We start from the raw sequence: 22,302 nt of genomic DNA, 5'->3' as shown, positions 1-22,302 counted from the left end.
CAGGAAGGTTTTGGCGTGTCCTTCGTTAGGTTAAAATAAGAGAGTACATCAGGGTGAATGACCTCTCGTAATGGTTGTCCTGCAGTGCGTGAAATCGTTAATGCTTGAAAAGACTATATCCGCTCGGGTACAATGGGAGTGCGAGTGTTATACACAGTAACAATAGGGGATGATCATCCAGTGCAATTAAAGAAGTTAAATGATAAAAGCATCGATCAATTATTCGAAGCTGTATTAACCCTGAGCAGTGTGGAAGAATGCTATGTATTCTTCGATGATCTCTGCACCGTGAACGAAATCCAGTCCTTGTCACAACGGCTCGAAGTAGCGCGTATGCTTGGCAAGGGTTGCACATACAACCAGATTGAAGCAGAAACGGGAGCAAGCACCGCAACCATCTCGCGTGTGAAGCGTTGCCTGAATTACGGCAATGACGGTTATAAAATGACGCTGGAGCGTTTAGGGCGTTAAAATCATGACGAAGCCGGGTGTGCTGGTTATTAGTCATGGTTCGCGTGAACAGAACTGGGTATCGCTGGTGGACGAAGCTGTCCACGAATTGGCGTCCCGCATGGATATACCGGTCGTATCTTCCTATCTGGAATTGGTAGAAGGCCGTCTGATTCAGGACGGCATTACGGCCTTGGAGGATCAGGGTGTCACTGACATCGTGGTCATTCCGTTATTTGTCTCGTCCGGCAGCACACATGTTGACGAAATAGCTTATGCTATAGGAGCGAAGGCTGTTCCGGACATGGAAACCAACCTTGCGCCGTTCAGGGTACGATCCCGGATTCACTTCGGTGCGCCGATGGATGACGACCCCGAGATTGCCGCAATGGTATGGGATAAAGTAAGAGAGCTGTCCGTGAATCCGGCGAAGGAGGTCATTCTTCTTGTCGGACACGGCAGCAGGCATGATCTGTTTCGCCGCCGCTGGGAAAAGGGTATTAACTCATTGGCACGGCGAGTTAGCGAAGTAAGCGGTACAAGCGCGGATTATGCCTTACTCAGTCCCGGCGATGTGCGGGACAAAGTGACAGCATGGATGGAGCGCGGCTGCGATGTGATCGTAGCTCCGCTTTTTTTGAGTGAGGGGTATTTTACGGAGAAGGTTATACCCGATCGGCTCGAGGGGCTTGAGTGCCGGTATTCCGGCAGGACTTTGCTTCCACACCCGCTGCTTCCGCAGTGGATGGAGTCGCAGGCCAAACTTCTTCTTCAATCCTTGAAATCATAAGTAGGTGGCGTATCGTTAATGAGAAGTGCAAGGTTAATCTATAATCCAACCTCCGGCCGGGAGGAGATGAAGCGTCGGCTTGCTGATATTTTGGACCGTCTGGACAGTGCTGGCATTGAAACCTCCAGTCATGCTACCAAGGGGGAGGGAGATGCTACCCGTGAAGCTGCAGATGCTGTAGAGCGGGGGTACGATCTTGTGATTGCCGCCGGAGGCGACGGAACGATCAATGAAGTCATCAACGGGATGGCTGGCAGGGATAACCTTCCGCCGCTCGGCATATTCCCTATGGGGACCACGAATGATTTTGCACGGGCACTCGGCATCTCGAAGAACTGGGAGGAGTACTGCGATCTGGTGATTCGAGGCGAGACACGTCCGATTGACGTGGGCAAAGCCAATGATCGCTACTTCATTAATATAGCGGGCGGTGGTACGCTGACCGAGCTCACCTACGAGGTGCCGAGCAAGCTGAAGACGATGATCGGGCAGCTGGCGTATTATTTGAAGGGGATCGAGAAAATGGTCAGCCTTACGCCGCAGGAGCTCATCATCAACGCCAGCGGTCATGAGGCGATCCATGACGAATTCATGGTATTCCTCATTGCCAACAGCAACTCGGTCGGCGGCTTCGACAAAATCGCGCCGGGCGCGAGCATTGACGACGGTCTGTTCGACGTCATTGCGCTGCGCAAGTGCAATCTGGCGGAGTTCGTACGCGTCGCTACCCTCGCCCTGCGCGGCGAGCATATCAACGACAAGAAGGTCGTGCATTTCCGCACCGACTATATGGAGGTCGTCTCTCCCGGACCGGTTCAGCTGAACCTGGACGGCGAGTTCGGTGGCGTCCTGCCGGGCACGTTCCGTGTCCTGCCGCAGCATTTAAGGATTTTTGGGTGAGATGGCGGTTGTGAGAAATGGCGTTGGTGTGCGTAGGGAGCGATAGCTGACTGTTGGGCGATAGCATCGAGTGCATAAGACACGGTGGTCTGGCCGATAGTTGGGAGTCAGATCCGAAATGCTAACTAAGCAATAACCCAAGGCTAGAGATAGCGCCGAGTGCGTATATGACCCATGGTTGTTTTGTCTGAGTCAGTGTAATAGCCAGGATATCAGGGATAGGCAGGCGATTGAGGCAATGGGCCATTGGAAGAGATGGAACAGGCTGCGAGTCGCCGTTAAGACTCCAGGCTGTTGTAAGTAAATGATTGGATTTGCAGGTTCTTGGATTGAATAACATAGGAAGCTCCCGTATAATGATGGACGAGAGCTTGTGCGATAAGCTCCCTTGGGGGAGCTTTTTGTTGTTTAAGTGAAGGAACAGTAACGGAGAGCATCCGCTTTTATAATGGATGATGATCCGATGGGGAATATAGAGTAGCAAGAGACAAGTTGAACGGAAAGAAGTGAACAGCACATCATGAAGAAGAACCGCAAGGGAAGCGACACGCGCCGCAGCGGCAAGCCGGCGGTGTCTTCGGCCGCCCTCCTCGACCTGCCGGTGGCCAAGAACGACGAGGTCGTGATCGATATTATAGGAATGAACCATGACGGGGAAGGGGTCGGCCGTGCCGACGGCTACACCCTGTTCGTTCAGGGCGCCCTGCCGGGCGAGAAGGCCCGGGTGAAGGTGCTCAAGACCAAGAAGCAGTATGGCTACGCCAAGCTGCTGGAACTGGTCGAGCAGAGCCCGAACCGCATCGCGGCACCGTGCCCGATCTACGACCAATGCGGCGGCTGCCAGCTGCAGCATATGAGTTACGCCGGACAGCTGGAGTGGAAGCGCCAGTTGGTGGTGGACAACCTGGAGCGGATCGGGAAGCTGCGGGTGGTGCGTGAGGCGGCAGGTGCTGGAGAGACGCGTGTGGAAGATGGACAAGATACTGGCAATTCAGATCGAGAGGGAATCCTCGTGCGTCCGACACTCGGCATGAGCGAGCCTTGGCGCTACCGCAACAAGTCCCAGGTACCTATCGGTGTAACGGAAGGTGGCTTGGTCGGCGGCTTTTACGCCCGCGGCAGCCACCGGATCGTCGACATGGAAACGTGCCTAATCCAACATGAACAGAACGACGAGGTCGTCAGCCGCGTCAAAGCCATTGGGCGGAAGCTAGGCATCACCGCCTACAATGAAGAGACAGGTCAGGGCTTGCTTCGCCATGTCGTGGTGAAGATCGGTTTTGCTACCCGGGAGATGATGATTGTACTCGTGACCAATGGCGAGCGGATTCCATGTGTTAACGAGTGGATCTCTGCTATTCGTGAGGAGCTCCCGGCTGTTGTGAGTGTTTGCCAAAATGTTAACACACGCAAAACGAACGTTATTTTCGGGGATGTGACCCGCGTCCTGTGGGGTCGTGAGGTCATCCATGACTATATAGGCGATGTGAAGTTCGCCATTTCCGCGCGTTCCTTCTATCAGGTGAACCCTGCCCAGACAGAAGTACTGTACGGTAAAACGGTGGAGTATGCAGGATTAACCGGAGCGGAGACCGTGATTGACGCCTATTGTGGCATTGGGACGATATCCCTGTTTTTGGCCCAACATGCCAAGAAGGTGTATGGGGTCGAAATCGTGAAGGAAGCGATCGAGGATGCGCGTGCGAATGCGGAACTGAACGGTATGAAGCATGTAGAGTTTGAAGTCGGCGCGTCCGAAGACGTGATTCCGCGCTGGAAAGAGCAGGGCATCGAGGCCGATGTCATCGTGGTTGATCCTCCGCGTAAAGGGTGCGACCCTCGCTTGCTGGAGACGATTCTTGAGATGAAGCCGGAGCGCGTGGTGTACGTGAGCTGTAATCCGTCTACGTTGGCAAGGGATCTGCGGGTGCTGAAGGATGGCGGATATCGCACGGTAGAGGTTACGCCGGTGGATATGTTTCCGCATACAGTGCATGTGGAGAGTGTGGCGGTGTTGATGAGGGATTGACGCAGGATTTTATCACCTCACATGAGTGGTATGCGATGCTCGAACAAGTTAGCAATTCATCACGATGGCCTGTAAAGGTTGACGTGAACTCGTCTTGGCTCCTTTACAGGCGTGGCTATTCCCAAGGGGCGTGATGAAATGAAAAATAAGGGTAGAATTAGTATTCGATAGTATTACCGTCAATATGCATAATGTTCTAATTGATAGTCAGTTAGGAAGAAACGAAACAATTGGTAATAATTCTGATTGCCAACTTTGAAATTCTAAAGTGCGACAAGAGATTTATAAGGAACAATCAAATCATTTTTCCATAATGCCAAAACAACATCCATTTGAAAATTATGAGACTTAGGATTTCCATTCATAAGAGTTCGCCACAATTGAAGCGGTTTAAATGAAGCATATGCTTCATTCTCTGAAAGTAGTTTAACAGCTTCTACTGTATGGTCTTTGTTAGTGGAAGCTTTAAGAGGCTGTTTGATATGTGTCTGATACACATCTTTTATCAAACCTGCCTCGCATAATCCTAGAAAAGCACTTCTGGGACATGCCTTGGTCTTAATTGTAAAAAATTCTCTAGTCGCTATTTCCCATGCTTCTTCTGTATAGGAAACTTCACCAGAATGAATGAGTTCTACTGAACGAATAGCAGATTTACCATAATTGTTCAATTAAATAACCTCCATTTTTTCAACCAAGTTATAAGGAAAAAGTGTTCATATAATTATTCAACTTAAAGCAGAAAATTCCTCTCTCAATATTTTTTTTAGCAGAATGAGTCGAAATTTGTAGTTTTATTTTGTTTGGTGAGGGTAGCTCGGAACAAAAAGTGGTGTTATAATTAGAGGGTGACCGGACTGAAGAGGTGATGTAATATTAAATACTTTACGATATTAGCTTATTTGCTTGCTATTGTTTTATCAAATGTCGTAACAGCAGGAGTACCCCCATTTTTTATTGGACCTTTTATTATTCCGGCAGGGACATTTATAATAGGGGCAACATTTATATTCCGCGATTTTGTACAAAATTTTGTTGGTAGGCGGAAGACCTATTTCCTCATTTTAATAGCAATGGTTTTATCAGCATTAACATCATATTTACTTGGTGATACACTTTGGATTGTATTTGCTTCAATCATTACATTTGCGGTATCTGAGACCACAGATACCGAAATCTATTCGCGCCTTAAACTACCTTTTCATATGAGGGTAGCATACAGTGGTATTGTTGGTGGAATACTAGATAGTATTATTTTTGTTATTGTGGGACTATCCCCACTGGGAGCTAATATTCTTCCCTGGAATGCTGTATTTCTGGCGATTGTTGGTCAAATCATTTTTAAGACATTGGTTCAAATACTTGCTGCAATTATTGTTAAAAATTTTTTTTTGAAACACACAAAAGCTGTTTAGAAATAGGGCGTTCTCGCCCTATTTTATATTGTGTTGATAAGGGATGTGATGATTTTGTCAAAACGTATTCTTGTTGTCACTTCTTGTACTGGAGAGAAGTTACACAAACCGATAAATCAACTTGTATTTGATGATTTCAAAAATGAAAATGTATTGAAACAAAGAGAAGCAGAATTGTTGGAGTTCAAAGAACGTGCTGATGAAATGTATACAGGGAGTCAACACCTTGCGCTAATGAGTGGTATTAAAGAATACCGGAAACAAGGCGGGGAAATTGATCTTTGCATTATTTCAGCGGGTTATGGTCTTTTGAATGAAGATGCGCAAATTGTTCCGTATGAAGTGACTTTTAATACAATGGACTCGCAGACTATAAAAAAATGGGCGCGTCAACTTGAAATTACACAAAATTTACAAAAGAAAGTTGCCGATTATAATCTTGTTTTTTTCTTGCTTGGAGACAAATACTTGCAAGCGGTGGAGTGGCCATTAAAGTTACAAAGTAATCAAAAAGCGATCTTTTTTGCAGGAGCATCCAGTCGTTCTCGAATTCTAAACTGGGACGATTATCATGTATTAACTATTGGAGAAAAAGAAGCTAAAACGTTAAAATATGGTTTGATAGGAATCAAAGGGTATCTTTTTGCACATTTATTAAGGAATATTATTACATCTAACATAGATCAGAAGTGGAGTACAATAATGAATCATCCTGATCAGGTTAGAGAGTTTATTTTGGATTCAATTGATTCAACAAAACAACCTGAGTTATTTAGTGATTCATCTGAAAAAGAAGACTTATTACGGTTCTATAATGAAATGTTTCCTGTACCAGATGAGTTAGTGGCTATAAATTGCATTGAGGAACCCAGATTTTATCTTCCAGAGAATGATGATAGAGTCGATCCAAATTATGACTTTATGGCTGATTTCTCTGAAAAAAACAGGAATCCATTAGAAAATGATGTGTATGCTCATCAGATTTTTGAAAGACCTCAGTTTGATGGACTGCTTGTTTCTAAAGTGAATATCGATAATGCTACTAAGCAAAAAAATCTGATGATTAATGATATGGGGTTACACGATTTTTATCGACTACCTAGGGAATACCCGATTATGGGGGATTGTGGTGCCTTTAGTTATATTGATAAAGAAGTACCGCCGTATACGACTCAAGAGATTATAGATTACTATCACAACCTGGGTTTTGATTATGGGGTGTCAATTGACCATCTAATAGTGGGTCCCTTCCAGAGAGATGAAAATATTAGAAACCGGCGTTATGAACTAACCCTTACTATGGCGGAAGAGTTTATACGCATGTATAGGGAAAATAGGGAAACAAGTAACTATCAATTTCATCCGATAGGTATAGTCCAAGGATGGGACCCGCCTTCTTTCCGAAGAGCAGTAGAGCATCTTATTGGACTAGGCTATGACTATGTTGCCTTGGGTGGATTGGCTAGAGAACAATCCGAAAAAATATATGAAATTCTTAAAGAAATAGCACCTGTTATTCCTGATCCTACGTTTCGTATGCACTTGTTTGGGGTTGCACGAGATATGAAAACAATGGAATCATTCCATAAACTGGGTGTTACTTCTTTTGACTCCTCTTCCCCTTTGAGAAGAGCGTGGTTAGGAACAGGGCATAACTATCATACCTTGAGTGGTAAACATTACACAGCGATCAGAATACCCGAAGCAAAAGAAACGTCCGGAAGAGTAAAAAAAATGATGCAAAATAATGATGAGATTGAGTTTGATGATTATAAGAGGCTTGAACAGGGGGCATTAATCGCTTTAAGGGAATTCAGTGATGGAGAAAGAGAAATATCATCTACACTTGAAGCTATACTAGAATACGATAAAATTCTAGGGGAAAACCGTGAAGTGCATGAGGATCTCTACAGAGAGGTTTTGTCTGAACGTCCATGGGAACAATGTGATTGTAATATATGTAAGGAAATTGGAATTGATGTGATTGTATTCAGAGGTAATAATAGAAACAGACGGAGAGGGTTTCATAATACACATGTCTACTACAGTCAAATCCAGGAATTGAAAAAACGGTGGAATAAATAGTGCGCAGTTACGCCTTAGTGTGGTACACTAAGGCATATTTGCGTTGGGGGAAATTCCATGGTTTTTACTTTTGAAAACGTAAGCAATTTAACCAGAAAGAATAATGACGTTTATTTTGCGGTAATGCCATTAGGTGCGATTAAAGACTGGGGTTTTCCTATAATTCAGTCTGATGTAATTGGTGAAGACGTCATTTTAGTAAATTATGATGCTGTGGTAAGTTTAATAAACAATAAGTTACAAGTGACGAACCCCCGGTTTACTTATAAATTGCCCAGCGGCAGTATAAGTGATGAATACGTCGTTCTAATTGTATCTGAAGCCCAGTATTTTCCTAGTTACTGTATGCATCAATTAATGTCTTTTGAGCGTTTCGAACGGTTGATTGAGAAGGGGGAGAAAATAAGCAGCAATTCCACTAAATTAATGACCACTAGATCACTGCATGATATTTTTAAGGATTTTCAAAGGTATCGAGTTGAACGGAGTTTATGTCCTCGATTAGCTAAAGATTTAATTAAGTATGTTGACTCAATAATGAATGATTATCCTGTACTAGGGTATCTTCCTGTAGCACAGAGGAAACAGTTCCGAAAAAAATCCATTGCCGACTCAGCCATTGCTTGGTATTGCTATATTAGATATTTCATGGAGCAATGGACTGAGGATTCTCAGTTAACCAATCTGCCGCTGCCCCTACTCTCAAAAGAATTTCATTATGAAAATTGGAAAGGTCAGTTTTTTGACAGAGACAACCCAGTGTTATTTGTTAATAAAGGAAGTTATAAATTTAATGATGCACAACGCGATTTAATATATGAAATATGGAGACAATGGATAAAAGAAGCCTGATGGCTTCTTTTTTTTATTCCAAGAGTAGATGAGAGATGGTAAACTGTGCTAAAATCAAATTATCACGTATGATCACGTAATATTTTTTGTGAAAGGAGATAAGAATATGGAATTTTATATTGGTTGGTCACACAGTGATGCTGTATTTTGTGATTACTTTCCTCAATGTCCAGTTTTAATTAGTGCTATACCTGACAATAGAGGTGGGGTAAAAAGGTATAAAAATAAACCTAGCAAGCTAATACTAGACTGTGGATCAGTGTTTTATGTTAAACAAAAAATTAGGCCTCCACTAAAAGATGTTTTTGATATTCAACTCTCGATCTTAGAAGATTGCGAAAAAGAAGCAAATGTTCAAATGGTTCATTTTGATGAACCATTGTTAAATAAGTCCTCTTTATCTGAACGTTACATGGCGATAGAAAGAACGCTATTTAACGCTTATGAGTATTTCAATATTTTTCATAAGTGTAATCTTCCGAAATATGTTCAACCAATGGGAGTCATCCAAGGTTATGACCAAGCTAGTATTGAGTTCTCTGCATATGAACTGATCAAGATGGGGTATACCAAATTTGGAATTGGATCGTTACTTTTTAAACATCAGACGCACCAAATTGAAATGATCAGAAGTGCTGCAGATGTTGTTGGGTCTTCAAACTTACATGTCTTTGGAGTAACAGGGATTCCCCAACTTAGTGCAATGGTTGATATTGGTGTAAATTCATTTGATTCAACACGACCAACGATGGCAGCTGCGTTCTTTCAAGTGTTCTACAGCAGACCATTTAGAACCTTTTTCCTCTCAGAATCTCGAGCTAAACCCACAAGTCCACGATTGGAAAATCCGCTTAATTGTGAATGCCCTGTATGTGAAAATGATGCAAAACAGATCTTAGTCCCATCCCCAAGAGAATATATGAAGTTAAGATCAATCCATAACTATTACCACTTACTTAGAACGTTTAACGATATTTTAGAAAATAAGAAGAGGAGGAGCGAGCATGTTGTTTCAAATGTGCTACGGACCGGAAATTGAAGTGATTTACGAAAATTTAAGAACTAATCCAGGACTGGATTTAAAGAAGTTAAAAGCAAAATTTCAGCATGTGGACAGCGGGGACATCACATCTTTAATTGAATGCGGTTTGACCGTATTAGAGGATTTACAGTTTGTATATAAAGACAAATGTAAATATTTTGTTCTACAAGACAAACCATGGTGCAACAAAGAGGTTTTATTAAAATTAAGGAAACTTTCAATTTCTGAAGATCTACCTAGCGATTCGCTTGATAAAATATTTGCTTCCCTATTTGAACAATTATTTGTCAAGCCGGATAGATTGTTTGTTAGCAATATTCACTACCAAATCAATAGCCAATTAATGAAAACATTAGTTGGGCATGAGAAAGTTAATGCATGGAAGCGAATGATGGAATGCTGGGGATTGGGTAGACGTATATATTCAGGCTTCTATGCACTTCCACAGCTTTCGTTAATGAAAAGTATCATTAAGGGGAATGAGGCATGGGAGGGCGGATTGCATCCATTTTGTGAAAATATTATTCATCCGGTCATACCATGTTTAACAGCGGAAGGAAATATATACAGAGGGGTTATCTTTTCTTTAATGGCATTACATCAAGAAGGGGTGTTGGAACTGAGTTACATGCAAGATTTACACTATAAGTCATATGGTCCCAAAAATGAATTAAATTGGATTAAGGTGGAGAGGAGATGTGATTTAAATGATGCCCTGTCTCAACAAAAATTCGCTTAAACTTTTAGTAGGAACTGCAGACGAGCGCTATGACCAATCGCCTGAGTATTTTAGAAAGACCCATTTCCCTCAAGTAATGCATAGATTTAATGACAATCAACTGATCGCCGAGGTTACGGAAGGCGAATTGCTGGAAGAACTCAAGGAAGTTGATTCTGATGGCAACAGGGTTTATTTAGTATTTGGTTCGACGGGATCAGGGAAATCTGAACTGCTTCGTTGGCTAAAAGATAAATGGTTAGTGGAGGTATCTGAACGACCGGTGGTACGAATTTCACGGACAGAGTTAAACCCTCAGACACTAATCAAAAAATGTTTAAACGCATTAAATTTGTCTTTAGATGTTTGTATTGACGAAGATAAGTGGGGGCTATTACTTAAAAAGCCTATTACGCTTGTTAACCAAATGGTCTGGACGGCACTTGCCGAATCGCTAGAATCAGATGAGGAAATTGTTCCAGCAGCACTATTGTTGAGATCAATAATTGAGAAGAATATTATTGAATTTACTTCTCAAGTTAAACGAGGAAGAATCAAAAAACCACTAGAAGTTCTACATCGTGAGCAATTCGAATCGTTACTTGCTAACACGACTGTTAATATCCCCCTGGAGTATGCAACATTTCGACAAACACTTTCTCGGAAACTGGACCATTTTCTGTTTGAAGGACGGGACATTGGAACCCTGTTTAAACAATTATCCCAGCAGATAAAAAGCAAGGGTATCCGTCCATTGCTACTCATTGACGATCTTGTTCAATCGGTTAATATTTACGCAACCAATATATTGGATCAACTTATTACATTAGAAGAGGGGAATTGGGATGTAGTAATTGGTCTAACGCCTGGCGCGGTTCAGGATACAGAACAAGGATTCAGTCTTACACAAAGAATCCAAAATCTTGACACCATAAATGACCGGGTAAAAAAGTTATGGCTATCTGACGAATCAGGGAAAGACTTTTTCAACCTAGATCGTGGACAAGTAATACCTTATATGGCTAAGTACCTTACACAGTTGAAAGCAACACAAGGCTTTAAATGCGCTCCTGAGTGTCCGTACTACGACCAATGTTCAAGTATTACCACAGAATCAAGTGAGATTGAATCTAAATTAAATGATATTGAAGTTCAGTTGCTTCCATTTAATAGCCATATGTTAAGGAGAACGTATGATGCAATTCCAATGGGAAAAGGGAAATTACGTTACATGATTTTGAATAGTAAAGAAGTTATTCGCTTTTTTCTAAGAGGTAAGAAAGATATTAGTAGAATACTTCCTATAATAAGGAGGGAGATGTTCGCTGAGCATTCGGATGTTTTTATCAAAACTCTCGCAGAATGGTATGCCTCTGAAGAAGCGGAGAAGATTACAATTTCAGAACCTGTATTAAGGTATTTTGGATATAAGGATAATCAAATCACTGTGAAACTAAATAGTGTTGGAAGTAGCTTAAGAGAGGAGCAGCAATTTCTTGATGAGCCGAAAAAAGATAGTAATAATGGTTTCAATGAAAAGGCAGTGGTTAGAGATTGGGTAGAAGGAAGAGATGTAAATGAAGAATTATTATTGCCGGTTAGATCCGGGGTAGCTGCATTGGTTCATGATGCTGTAAAGGGAATTCATATGTCCCGTTCATTCACATCCAAAACTTCATCATCCATTCAGCGAAGTGAAGTTGTGAATCGAACAAGGTATCCGATTACACTCCAGAATAACAAGGATGAGTCTACAATAAGCGTCAGCAGAGGATTTACTGCTATTCAAATTGCCAACTTTCAAACCATGAAGTATTCAGAAAAGGTAAGGATATTTCAGAAAAATTCCAATGAATATGAAATTGCTAAATGGATACATCAAGCAGAGTCAATCCATGATGAATGGCTTAATTCTCTTGAACAGGCTCTTGGGTTGAATCTTCCTGTATTTGTGTACGGTATGAAAAACTGGGTTCAAAATGCTCAAATATACAGCAAATCATCTTGGGCCTCAAATGTAATTGAATATTCTCCATTCCGAACAGAATTATTAGCTCTTCTTGAGGATTGTTATTCAGATTGGTACTTGTTACGTGATAACTTTTTTCAGCCGCCTAGTAAAGCGGTTTTGACGAATGAAGAATTTGATTATTGGTTTATGAATCTTGTGCCATCGAAAATCTTAGAAAACTACCAAATTGGAGATACTACTCTAAGGGTATTTCTATCCCAATTGAAAGAAAGTTACCATAAATACTTTGAATTACTTCAAGAGAGCTTTAAGCAGTCACTCGAAAAAAGGATGAACATGATTCCATTTTTACTTGGTTCCAATAATTTGAAATTGATAGAACTTGCTGAACAAATTAAAGCTTTTAGCGGGAAGAAGAGTATTACACAACAAGACTTTGTTGCTTACACTTTGCTGGAACAAGAATTGGATGATCAAGCACTCGCCGCTCAATATAAAAGTGCTACTAATTTATTTAATGAGTTAAGGCAGTTGAGTAAACATTTTGACGAGATAATGCTTGAAGTTGCAAATCTTCTCACTGAGAGTTGTGCGCAAACAAACTATAGACAAGAAGAAGCGAAGATCAATGAAAAGGACGAAGTAATCTGGTCTGAATTAGAGGCGAGTAAAGCTAACTTAATAATTATTATTCAGGAATTGGAAAGTTTGAAAAACTGCCTTGCTCTTACTCCACGAAATTTAGTGAAGTATCTGCTGGATCTTCAAATTAAGTTAGGGGATTTAGAGCATATAAAGAAACTCCTGATTAGATTGGGGAATGGTGTAAATCGTCTAGGGAAAAAGAAACATATTGGTGCTGAGTTGAGTTCCTTAATTGCTGAATGGCAATCTATAGATTTCTATGAATTAAGAGAGCGGGTCGAAAGAAAACTTCAACATGAGCAGACCAAATTGCACCTTCTTCAAGTAATCAGAAATGATTTTGATTGTGAAGATGTTGAAAGTATCTGTCACCTACTAGAAAAAATCAACGAAAGCCCACAAATTAGGCCCTCCATAAAACGGCATATCCGATTACTTATCGAAAATGGATATAGTACACTTCCTCCAATACAATGGAAGCGTCTGCTGGATGAGATTAAAGAAAAATTCCCCAACTTGTTTGATGTTGTAGAGATTAGATTAGTTGTTGGAGACGATAAATAGTCAACTTTCGATAAGGTAGCACATCTGTTAACATTAAAATGAGACTGGTAAGAAAGTAGGTTAAGCAAATGGATAAAAAAAACAAAAAAGCCGTTGTAGTATTTAGTGGCGGTCAAGATAGTACAACTTGTTTGTTTTGGGCAATGAAGCAATTTGATGAGGTGGAGGCTGTCACCTTCAATTATGGTCAAAGGCATGCATTAGAAATTGAATGTGCTAATCAAATTGCTGATGAATTAGGAGTAAAATGGACTTTACTTGATATGAGCCTACTCGGCCAATTAACTCAAAATGCGTTGACACGTGATGATGTAGAAATTGTTCATAATGATGGCGAACTTCCAAGTACATTTGTAGAAGGACGAAACCACTTGTTTTTAAGTTTCGCGGCGGTCTTTGCTAAAGGAGTAGGGGCTCGACATATTGTAACAGGTGTATGCGAAACAGATTTCAGTGGCTATCCCGACTGCAGGGATGATTTCGTTAAATCTCTAAATGTAACGTTAAATTTAGCGATGGATCATAACTTTATCATTCATACTCCGTTGATGTGGATTAATAAAGCAGAGACGTGGGAGATGGCTGATCAGTTAGGTGCTTTTGAATTTGTACGTAAGAAGACATTAACCTGCTATAACGGGGTTATCGGGGATGGTTGTGGTAATTGTCCGGCTTGTCAGTTGAGAAAAGCTGGTCTGGATACTTTTTTACAGACAAGAAATTTGGAGCAAATGTCATGAATAAAGTACCAGGACAATTTGTCATTGTAGATGCATTGCAAAAGTTTGGAATGGATATTACTGAAAATCAGTTAAAATATCATCAGCGCAGAGTATTGGTCAGTAAGGAATTCACCTTTGACGCCGCGCATCATTTACATGCTTATGAAGGCAAATGCAAAAATCTACATGGCCATACCTATAAGGTGGTTTTTGGAATAAGTGGCTATACAAATGAGATTGGCCTGACGATAGACTTTAGCATGTTGAAAACAATTTGGCGTGAGCAAATTGAACCATTCTTAGACCACAGATATCTAAATGAAACATTGCCATTAATGAACACGACTGCGGAAAACATAGTTGTTTGGCTGTATGAGCAGATGGAAGCGGCACTAAGTACGGAAAAATACTCATCAAAAGAAGTGGACGCAAGAACTGAGTTTGTAAGGTTATTCGAAACGCCAACCAGCTATGCTGAAGCAAGACGGGAGTGGATGGCAGATTGACTCACAGAGAAAATTCTATCCCGGTTTTAGAAATATTCGGGCCAACTGTTCAAGGGGAAGGCTTGGTAATCGGACAAAAAACGATGTTTGTTCGGACGGCTGGCTGTGACTATTCCTGTTCATGGTGTGACTCCTCCTTTACATGGGATGGTTCTGCAAAGAATGAAATTAAACAATTATCTGCTCAAACGATTTACGATGAATTGAATTCTCTTGGTGGAACTACGTTCGAGCATGTAACAATTTCTGGCGGTAATCCAGCACTTATAAAGAATATTGGATATTTGGTCGATTTGCTTCATGATAAGGGGATTCGAGTTGGGTTAGAAACACAAGGAAGCAGATGGCAAGATTGGATGGCGGATATTGACGACTTGACGGTTTCCCCAAAACCACCAAGTTCAGGAATGATAACCGATTGGGATAGATTAGATGGGGTTATCAAGAACTTGAATAATAGTCCGAATGAAATATGTATTAAAGTAGTCATTTTTGATGAAGATGATCTTCAGTATGCTATAAAAGTTCATAAGCGCTATCCTCACATGAGACTGGTTTTGCAGGTCGGAAATAGCGATGTAACGACAGTTGATAGAGAAAGTTTGGTATTTGCTTTATTAGAGAAATACGAGTGGTTGATTAATCAAGTCATGGTATCAACGGAGTTGAAACAGGTTAAAGTTCTCCCGCAGTTACACACTTTGTTGTGGGGGAATAAGCGTGGGGTTTGAAGTAATTTGTTTGGAGAAGACGTGGTCTCCTAGGGAAGTAATTCAAAAGAAGTTTCATCCGTATTTTTACAATACAGAGATTGACAATCATTTGGTATTTGGTATGATTATACTAACAATAAGGGCGTAGTGGCACTTGAAATATATTAAACTATAATTTGGACTTAGAGAGACCCTACTTTTGTAGGGTCTTATTTTTTTAATCAGATCGTCAGTACTTACTAGAGTTCAATTTCTACTTGGAGGAGTTCAATGTCTAGAATCTATGTAGGTTCATTTGTTACAGTCACTTCTAACTCAATGGGAATTGGAAGTTTATCAACCATCTCAGCAGACAAGAAAACAGTTGAGGTAACTTATTTTCATTCAATTAATAAACAAACGAGTGACTGGTTCTCTATACTTGATATTAAATCGGTAGTATTGGAACACCAGTCGAGATGTTACTACTATGATGTGGAAAAAGACGAGTGGAAGATGGGAAGGGCTCTTCGCAAACTTGATGACGAGTATGAAGTAGATTTTCCAGATACATATTCTCGTTATATTTCTCAAAAGGATCTTTTTGTCCGATGTGCTGATTCTACTACTAATCCTATGGAAGTGTTGTCAATTCTAGGGCAGGAGACATCTTTTTTTTATCAGAGACGCAATTCATTTTTACAGATGCTAATAGAACAGCGAGCAGTAGCTGGCGGAATGACGGGACTGATCTCCTCGGGCATTGAAATACTTCCTCATCAAGTTGAGGTGATTCGACGCGTCTTAGAGGATCCTGTTCCTCGATACTTACTTGCAGATGAGGTCGGAATGGGCAAAACTATCGAAGCAGGAGTAATTCTTCGTCAGAAGCTATTGGATCATCCAAATCATCAAGCAATCATTTTGGCTCCTAAATATTTGTTAACTCAGTGGGAAGAAGAATTAACACAGCGTTGTTTAATTGATCAATTCCCTGAGCGAATTCATTTTGCTGGGCTAGAATCTATTGATAATAAATACAACAACATACCAGACATTATTATTGTAGACGAGGCACATGAACTAGCAAGAATGGCCTTCTCTAAGGACCCTGTTGAACAAAAACAATATGACATTTTAAAGAGTATATGTCATAGTGCCAAAACATTGCTTTTGTTATCTGCTACTCCAGTGCTAAACAATGAATGGGAGTTCTTGTCTATGCTGCATATTTTGGCTCCTGAGCAACACCGCTTAGAGGACATTGATGCTTTTAGGTATAAGCTAGATAAGCGACAAGAGGTAGGTAAAAGTCTCTTGTCATTCCGAGAGGAGACGAAACCGTTCTTAATCCAGCGACGAATTGGAAATTTCCGAATTCTCTTTAGTGAAGATAAATTACTACTGTCATTATTAGACGAATTGGAAATTAATTTGGATTCAAAGTATGAAGAAAAAAGGAAGGAATTGATACGCCGGATACGGATACATATATCAGAAACCTATCGCTTACATCGTCGGATGCTTCGTAATCGAAGGGATAATGCTACATCCTTGTTTCAACATCACAGGGGAGAGCTATCGGTTATGGAAGAGTGGGATCTGGATGAGAGAACGGAAGAACTTCATCTTATTTTGGATGATTATCGTATAGAATCGTGGGCAGCAGAGAGGGAGGTATGGGAGGATGAAAGTGCAGTCACTTCCCCTCGGCTTAGTATTTGGAGGTCTTTTCTTGAAGCAGTATGCACCGATGAAAATTTGCTTCGTGATCTAGTTAAAATTCGTAAAGAACAAAAACTGATAGAAGATATGTCTGAAATCTTCAGTAAAATTAATTTGCAGTATATTGTTGAGACTCCGCATTTTGAGGGAGAATCAGAAATGTTGGATCGCCTATTGAGAGTATTTGCTTACCCTAGTGAAATGGGGGATAAAAATCAATTACTAGCGACAATGATTCAACATACTCAAATACGGGCACAACAAAAAAAAATGTCCCCTCAAAAAATTATAGTATTCACTCAACATACTCGTGTCTGTAAGCAGGTTACTCAGTTTCTGAAAGAAACGTTTGGTGATGAGGCAGTAGGCGGATATTATATGGGATTGAATAGAGAGCAAATTGAGTTAGTTACAACTAATTTTCGTGATAATAGCGAGTGTCAGATACTCGTATGTGATAAAACTGGTGAAATAGGTCGTAATTTTCAGTTTGCAGATGAAATGATTCATTATGACCTGCCGTTTGCTCCAAATCAACTGGAACAGCGAATTGGACGACTTGATCGTATAGGTCGTAATAAGCCATTTCGAATATCAGTTCTAACTGGCCCAGATGCAGAGGTCAATTATCAGTGGGGATGGCATCAATTTTTGAAAGAAGGCCTAAATATTTATAACGATTCAATATCATCTTTGCAATTTTTCATTGATGCTATCCTACCCGACGTTTTACGCGATCTTTATATTGATGGGTTACCAGGGTTAGAAAAAAGCATAGAGGGAATGAGGGTTAAAATTCATGATGAGAAAGTGCGGATTGCTGAACAACAGATTATTGATGAAATCGATGCTCATGAGCAACAGGCAAATGGTTTCTTTGATCAGTTAGTTCTTCACGAAAGCAACCCAGAGAGAATACAGCAATCACTTGAGCCTTGGGTATGTGAAGCTATGAGATTTAAAAAAATTGAAAAAGAAGGCCGAATTATCTACAAGCCCGCTTTTGGCACGCTTTTACCTACGCAACACTTGGTTGCTCTTAACGAGCAGATGGAAAGACCAGGTTGCTTTGATCGCGAAATTGTGATTAAAAACAACAACTACAAATTGTTTCGTCTTGGTGATCCATTCTTTGATATTCTTAGTGAATATTTACGTAAGGATGATCGAGGTCAAACTTATGCATTTTGGAGAAAAGTAAAGTCTTGGACACAAGATACAGATTGGTTAGGATTTCGCCTCCATTACATTGTAGAGGGGGATCTTAAACCGTTATTAAATCTATTGGAGGTAAGGGGTCTCCAAGTGGATTCAAAAGTATATCAACGACTATTGGATAAGTTCTTCGAGCCTACTTATGTCGAAGTTATACTTGATTATCAAGGCAATAGAGTAGATGACGAACTTGAATACTTGCTGGCTAGGCCCTATTGTGATGTGGAAGACGGTGGAACGGATACGAGTATAATAAAAGATAGATTAAAAGTAATACGTGACATTTTTACAACAAAGCAATGGCAAAAAGTATGTGATTTGATTTCATCCCAGTCACGCCAATATTTAAATGAGGATCCTAAGTTTATTGAAAAATGCAGAACAAAAGCAGAAGTTGCAATCAACCATTTCAATTATTTAAAAGTTCAAGTGGAGATGAGAAAACTTTTCGAAGGTGATTCGGTAACATATGATGTATTTGACGAGGAGCAGTATGAGGCTCTAGTCCAGGGTATAAAGCAACCCAAAGTTCAGTTGGATTCGGCAGGATTTATAATTTTATCAGGAAGGGACTTGTTGAAGTCAGTGCGAAGAGGAGGAACCACATTTTGAATGAATTTGATGAATTGCAGGAATGGATTCTAAATGAAAACTTAATCTTTAAACCAAGCAATCCTTTTATTAGTAGATTTGTTGAAGCAATTCAGAGTGGTGCCATTGGGATGGATTTAGCAGCACTGATTCGGGGCGTTTTACGTTATGAATCTGAAAGAAGTGGAGGGGAGCGCATATTTCTGCGTGTCCCTCGCAGAGCCAATTGGCCAAATGAATTAATGTATAAATTAGTTGGAATAGTTATATTGGATGAAGTTCGGGATTCGTATTTATTGTGTGCTGAGACTTGGTTGCCTAATTGGCTCCCACAGGCCGATAAAGAAGGTCCTGAAAGACCACTTTTTGCATTGAAACCACGTAATCAAATGAAGGAAGTAGAAGGAGATCCATTTTTAAAGGAAGTAAATAGACTGAATTACAGATGTAATGCACAGCGTGCTGCAGTGCGCACTGTGCTTACTTCACCTCAAGATGCAACAATATTATTAAACCTTCCTACTGGAACTGGAAAAAGTTTGTGTGGACAATTGCCAGCGCTCCTGTTCTCAAGACAAGAAGGCGTTACGGTCGTCGTAGTTCCAACCGTTGCACTAGCTTTGGATCAGGAACGTGCATTAATGCCACTGATTAATCGGCCATCTGCATATTTTTCCAGTAGTTCACGTCAAAGAGAAAATAAAGAAATTCAAGAATCGATAATGAATGGAACGCAGCGTATCGTATTTGCCTCTCCAGAAAGTGTTCTTGAATCTTTAGATTATTCGTTGCAGATTGCTGCTGAGCGTGGTTATTTCAAGATGTTAGTCATTGATGAAGCGCATATTGTTTCTGGCTGGGGTGAGGGGTTTCGTCCTGCTTTTCAAGAACTTGCAGGATGGCGTAAAATGATGTTGCGTCATTCAGTTACTCCATTCCGTACGTTACTACTTTCTGCAACTGTGACCGAAGATTGTTTGGAAACATTACAAATTCTATTCGGTAGTCCGGTACAACTTAAGATGTTCTCATCGGTAACTCTTCGACCAGAACCGGCTTATTGGATGAGAAAGTGTTCAAGCAGAACGGAGAAAATTAATAAGATGTTGGAGGCAATCCGAAGTCTACCACGTCCTCTTATCGTTTATACCACCGAAGTTAAGGATGCCGAAGAAATATACTCAGCAATTCTGGCGGATGGGTACAAACGAATTCGTGTTTTTCATGGAAATACGGGACAAGATGATAGAGAAGCAATTATTCAATTATGGAGCAAAAGGCAGTTGGATATTATTGTTGCTACATCAGCGTTTGGACTTGGTGTTGACCAAGCGGAAGTTCGTGCCGTCATCCATGTCTGTATTCCTGAAAGCATAGACCGTTTTTATCAAGAGGTAGGTCGTGGTGGGCGAGATGGGAAGGCATGCCTTTCTCTTCTTATTTATGATGAAGAAGATGTTAGTCGCGGAAGAAGAATGAGTGCTGCTCAACTGATTGGAGTAGAAAAAGGGCGTCTTCGTTGGGACCGGATGTTTGCACGAAAACAGCAACTTCCAGGGCAAATAGATACTTTTCTATTCCCGATTGGTAAGCGCTCTAAAAGAATTAATGGTAGAAATGATTATAATGAACAGTGGAACCTACGTATTCTAACAATGATGTCGCGTATGGGGATAATTGAATTTGATTGGGGAGTAAGGGGACAGATTTCAGATTCAAATGATAATATTACACGAGTTGTACGGATTCTAAAACACCATCATCAAGAAGAAAGTTTCTGGAATGAGGTGGAGAAATATAGGAGGTCGAGCAGGGGGAATGATAGAGAAGAGTTCGATCTTATTAATAGGTTACTGAAAGGTGAAGAATGTGTTTCTGATGTGTTGAAAGATCTCTATTCTATTAACGATCATTCTGAAGGAATATACACAAAAAATTCTGTTGTTGCTGTACCAGCTTGTGGAGGATGTCCAGCATGTCGAAGAACGAACAAACTTCCTAGAGGAGTTCCTGGCACATCGTACCCCCTTCAATGGCCTGCTGAAAATACTACAACAGAATTACTTGAAAAGTACTTAGATCCTGTCCGACATCAGTTGTTATTGTTTAGGGAAGCAAAAGGAAGTATGCAAAATGCTTACAGTATGCGAGAAAAACAAAATATGTTTAGGACAATTCAATGGTTTCTACATCAAGGAATCCGGCATATTGTTGCAGATTCAAAATGGATTCAATGGATAAAGGAACATGAAGCATTGTCACAACGACATATATTCTTTACATCTTCTTTAGGTGAACATTCACGTCGTGCACGTGTAAAGTGGCAAATACCTACATTGGTTATTAATGAACAACCAGAAGATTCAGTAAATGTTTTTCGTTGGATGGAGCATCCAACTACCAAAGAAAATCCTGTTATCTTTATAGTTTCTAGTACAATGGCGAATCCAATACGTCCTGAAACGTTGTTGCAGAATACCTCGAATATACGATTTTATCAGTATGAAGTTTTTAAGCAGGAGGTCGGAATATGAGTTTAATTAAAACACCAGAAGCTTCTCCAGCACGTATATATGCCATTTATGCACTGATGGCTCAAATGAATGGACAACGATTAGAGATTGATGCACTTAAGAAGATGATTATGCCATCTGTTTTTGCTTCTCAAAATCTGGAGCGTAGTGAAACGGATTTTATTGGGAAAACAATCCCTGAGATGATTTCATTTGGACTTATTCAGCAAGAGAATAACTTCTTGGAAATAACCGATACAACGATTCCAAAGGGATCAATATCTTCCCAAATAGCTATGCTTCTGCCACATACCATTAGAAAAAGAGCATTAGTTCCAGAGGAAGGGCAAAATGATGATTTAGGAAGAATCATTGCATGGTACTTGTCACAGAACCCATATCGAGCACCTGGTAATTGGAAAGAAGTTGAAGAAGCACTATTAAAGCAATTAAACGACAAAATGGAATGTTCTAGTGATGCTCGTTATGGTCAGTTTGAAGATTGGTCTCTGTATTTAGGTTTTACTACTCGTATATTGAAACAACTGATACCAGACCCTACAAAAGTAATTAGATACTTTCTACCTGAACTATTTCATGACAGTCAAACTCATCTTATAGATACGATTGTTCATAGATTGGCAAAGTTATGCCCGGTATTTGAGCATGGTAGTTATCGGAGAAAAATGAATGACATATATGGAACAGAAGAACTGCTTCAGAATCACTTATCACAGTCAACCTCTTATGCTTGGCTGAGGTTGCAGGACGAAGGCATTGTTGATTTGAAGATGAAATCGGATGCAGACGTTTACGTTTTAACGGCACAAGAGAAAAAATATCGTTATTCTGAAATAACATGGAATGGATAGGAGG

General features: G+C 40.6%; 17 protein-coding genes. 16 read left to right on the top strand and 1 reads right to left on the bottom strand.

Going from position 1 to position 22,302, the window contains the following annotated elements; all coding sequences use genetic code 11:
- Positions 1-180 precede the first annotated feature (180 nt).
- The 4 genes from M2277_RS23515 (at position 181) to rlmD (ending at position 4,169) form a co-directional block, all read left to right on the top strand.
- A complete protein-coding gene (locus M2277_RS23515; protein ID WP_006208331.1) occupies positions 181-471 on the top strand; it encodes a YerC/YecD family TrpR-related protein in 291 nt (96 codons plus the stop codon).
- A 4-nt stretch (positions 472-475) separates the two neighbouring features.
- Positions 476-1,240, top strand: a complete 765-nt coding sequence (locus tag M2277_RS23510) for a sirohydrochlorin chelatase (protein ID WP_280755617.1) — start codon at positions 476-478, stop codon at positions 1,238-1,240.
- An 18-nt stretch (positions 1,241-1,258) separates the two neighbouring features.
- Positions 1,259-2,140: a diacylglycerol kinase gene (locus M2277_RS23505; RefSeq protein ID WP_006208333.1), complete on the top strand. Its 882-nt coding sequence runs from the start codon at positions 1,259-1,261 to the stop codon at positions 2,138-2,140.
- A 520-nt stretch (positions 2,141-2,660) separates the two neighbouring features.
- Positions 2,661-4,169, top strand: coding sequence for a 23S rRNA (uracil(1939)-C(5))-methyltransferase RlmD (rlmD, locus tag M2277_RS23500; RefSeq protein ID WP_006208334.1), 1,509 nt, complete (start codon positions 2,661-2,663; stop codon positions 4,167-4,169).
- A gap of 263 nt (positions 4,170-4,432) precedes the next feature.
- On the opposite strand, the gene M2277_RS23495 is transcribed toward rlmD, so the two are convergent.
- Positions 4,433-4,840: a DUF6979 family protein gene (locus tag M2277_RS23495; RefSeq protein WP_006208335.1), complete on the bottom strand. Its 408-nt coding sequence runs from the start codon at positions 4,838-4,840 to the stop codon at positions 4,433-4,435.
- 231 nt (positions 4,841-5,071) lie between these two features.
- On the opposite strand from M2277_RS23495, the gene M2277_RS23490 reads away from it, so the two are divergent.
- From M2277_RS23490 to dpdG, 12 genes are all read left to right on the top strand, one after another.
- Complete coding sequence (locus M2277_RS23490) at positions 5,072-5,584, top strand: VUT family protein (RefSeq protein WP_006208336.1); 513 nt, start codon at positions 5,072-5,074, stop codon at positions 5,582-5,584.
- A gap of 54 nt (positions 5,585-5,638) precedes the next feature.
- Positions 5,639-7,669, top strand: a complete 2,031-nt coding sequence (gene dpdA, locus M2277_RS23485; RefSeq protein WP_006208337.1) for a tRNA-guanine transglycosylase DpdA — start codon at positions 5,639-5,641, stop codon at positions 7,667-7,669.
- A 57-nt stretch (positions 7,670-7,726) separates the two neighbouring features.
- Positions 7,727-8,521 carry a hypothetical protein gene (locus M2277_RS23480; RefSeq protein WP_006208338.1) on the top strand — a complete coding sequence of 265 codons (795 nt, stop codon included), beginning with the start codon at positions 7,727-7,729 and terminating at the stop codon, positions 8,519-8,521.
- A 106-nt stretch (positions 8,522-8,627) separates the two neighbouring features.
- On the top strand, positions 8,628-9,560 hold the full coding sequence (locus tag M2277_RS23475) for a tRNA guanosine transglycosylase family protein (RefSeq protein ID WP_006208339.1): 933 nt from the start codon (positions 8,628-8,630) through the stop codon (positions 9,558-9,560).
- Complete coding sequence (locus tag M2277_RS23470; protein WP_006208340.1) at positions 9,526-10,302, top strand: hypothetical protein; 777 nt, start codon at positions 9,526-9,528, stop codon at positions 10,300-10,302. The genes M2277_RS23475 and M2277_RS23470 overlap by 35 nt, the downstream gene beginning before the upstream one ends.
- Positions 10,271-13,462: a hypothetical protein gene (locus M2277_RS23465; protein WP_280755616.1), complete on the top strand. Its 3,192-nt coding sequence runs from the start codon at positions 10,271-10,273 to the stop codon at positions 13,460-13,462. Before M2277_RS23470 ends, M2277_RS23465 begins: the two co-directional genes overlap by 32 nt.
- A gap of 68 nt (positions 13,463-13,530) precedes the next feature.
- A complete protein-coding gene (gene queC / locus M2277_RS23460; RefSeq protein ID WP_036640823.1) occupies positions 13,531-14,202 on the top strand; it encodes a 7-cyano-7-deazaguanine synthase QueC in 672 nt (223 codons plus the stop codon).
- A complete protein-coding gene (gene queD, locus M2277_RS23455; protein WP_006208343.1) occupies positions 14,199-14,690 on the top strand; it encodes a 6-carboxytetrahydropterin synthase QueD in 492 nt (163 codons plus the stop codon). The genes queC and queD overlap by 4 nt, the downstream gene beginning before the upstream one ends.
- The gene (gene queE, locus M2277_RS23450; RefSeq protein ID WP_006208344.1) at positions 14,687-15,421 is read left to right on the top strand and encodes a 7-carboxy-7-deazaguanine synthase QueE; all 735 of its coding nucleotides are present in this window, start codon (positions 14,687-14,689) and stop codon (positions 15,419-15,421) included. The genes queD and queE overlap by 4 nt, the downstream gene beginning before the upstream one ends.
- A gap of 252 nt (positions 15,422-15,673) precedes the next feature.
- A complete protein-coding gene (gene dpdE / locus M2277_RS23445; RefSeq protein ID WP_006208345.1) occupies positions 15,674-18,934 on the top strand; it encodes a protein DpdE in 3,261 nt (1,086 codons plus the stop codon).
- Positions 18,931-21,447 carry a protein DpdF gene (gene dpdF, locus M2277_RS23440; RefSeq protein ID WP_006208346.1) on the top strand — a complete coding sequence of 839 codons (2,517 nt, stop codon included), beginning with the start codon at positions 18,931-18,933 and terminating at the stop codon, positions 21,445-21,447. Before dpdE ends, dpdF begins: the two co-directional genes overlap by 4 nt.
- Positions 21,444-22,298: a protein DpdG gene (dpdG, locus tag M2277_RS23435; protein ID WP_006208347.1), complete on the top strand. Its 855-nt coding sequence runs from the start codon at positions 21,444-21,446 to the stop codon at positions 22,296-22,298. Before dpdF ends, dpdG begins: the two co-directional genes overlap by 4 nt.
- Positions 22,299-22,302 lie beyond the last annotated feature (4 nt).

It is taken from the genome of Paenibacillus sp. LBL (assembly GCF_029893715.1).
GTDB lineage: Bacteria > Bacillota > Bacilli > Paenibacillales > Paenibacillaceae > Paenibacillus_AQ > Paenibacillus_AQ glucanolyticus.
This window is presented reverse-complemented; position numbering and strand designations above follow the sequence as displayed.

Bases quoted from the DNA above. Each gene is read 5' to 3' on its own strand.
- M2277_RS23510 (WP_280755617.1), top strand. From the start codon at position 476: ATGACGAAGCCGGGTGTGCTGGTTATTAGTCATGGTTCGCGTGAACAG.
- M2277_RS23505 (WP_006208333.1), top strand. From the start codon at position 1,259: ATGAGAAGTGCAAGGTTAATCTATAATCCAACCTCCGGCCGGGAGGAG.
- rlmD (WP_006208334.1), top strand. From the start codon at position 2,661: ATGAAGAAGAACCGCAAGGGAAGCGACACGCGCCGCAGCGGCAAGCCG.
- M2277_RS23480 (WP_006208338.1), top strand. From the start codon at position 7,727: ATGGTTTTTACTTTTGAAAACGTAAGCAATTTAACCAGAAAGAATAAT.
- M2277_RS23475 (WP_006208339.1), top strand. From the start codon at position 8,628: ATGGAATTTTATATTGGTTGGTCACACAGTGATGCTGTATTTTGTGAT.
- M2277_RS23470 (WP_006208340.1), top strand. From the start codon at position 9,526: ATGTTGTTTCAAATGTGCTACGGACCGGAAATTGAAGTGATTTACGAA.
- M2277_RS23465 (WP_280755616.1), top strand. From the start codon at position 10,271: ATGATGCCCTGTCTCAACAAAAATTCGCTTAAACTTTTAGTAGGAACT.
- queC (WP_036640823.1), top strand. From the start codon at position 13,531: ATGGATAAAAAAAACAAAAAAGCCGTTGTAGTATTTAGTGGCGGTCAA.
- queD (WP_006208343.1), top strand. From the start codon at position 14,199: ATGAATAAAGTACCAGGACAATTTGTCATTGTAGATGCATTGCAAAAG.
- dpdE (WP_006208345.1), top strand. From the start codon at position 15,674: ATGTCTAGAATCTATGTAGGTTCATTTGTTACAGTCACTTCTAACTCA.
- dpdG (WP_006208347.1), top strand. From the start codon at position 21,444: ATGAGTTTAATTAAAACACCAGAAGCTTCTCCAGCACGTATATATGCC.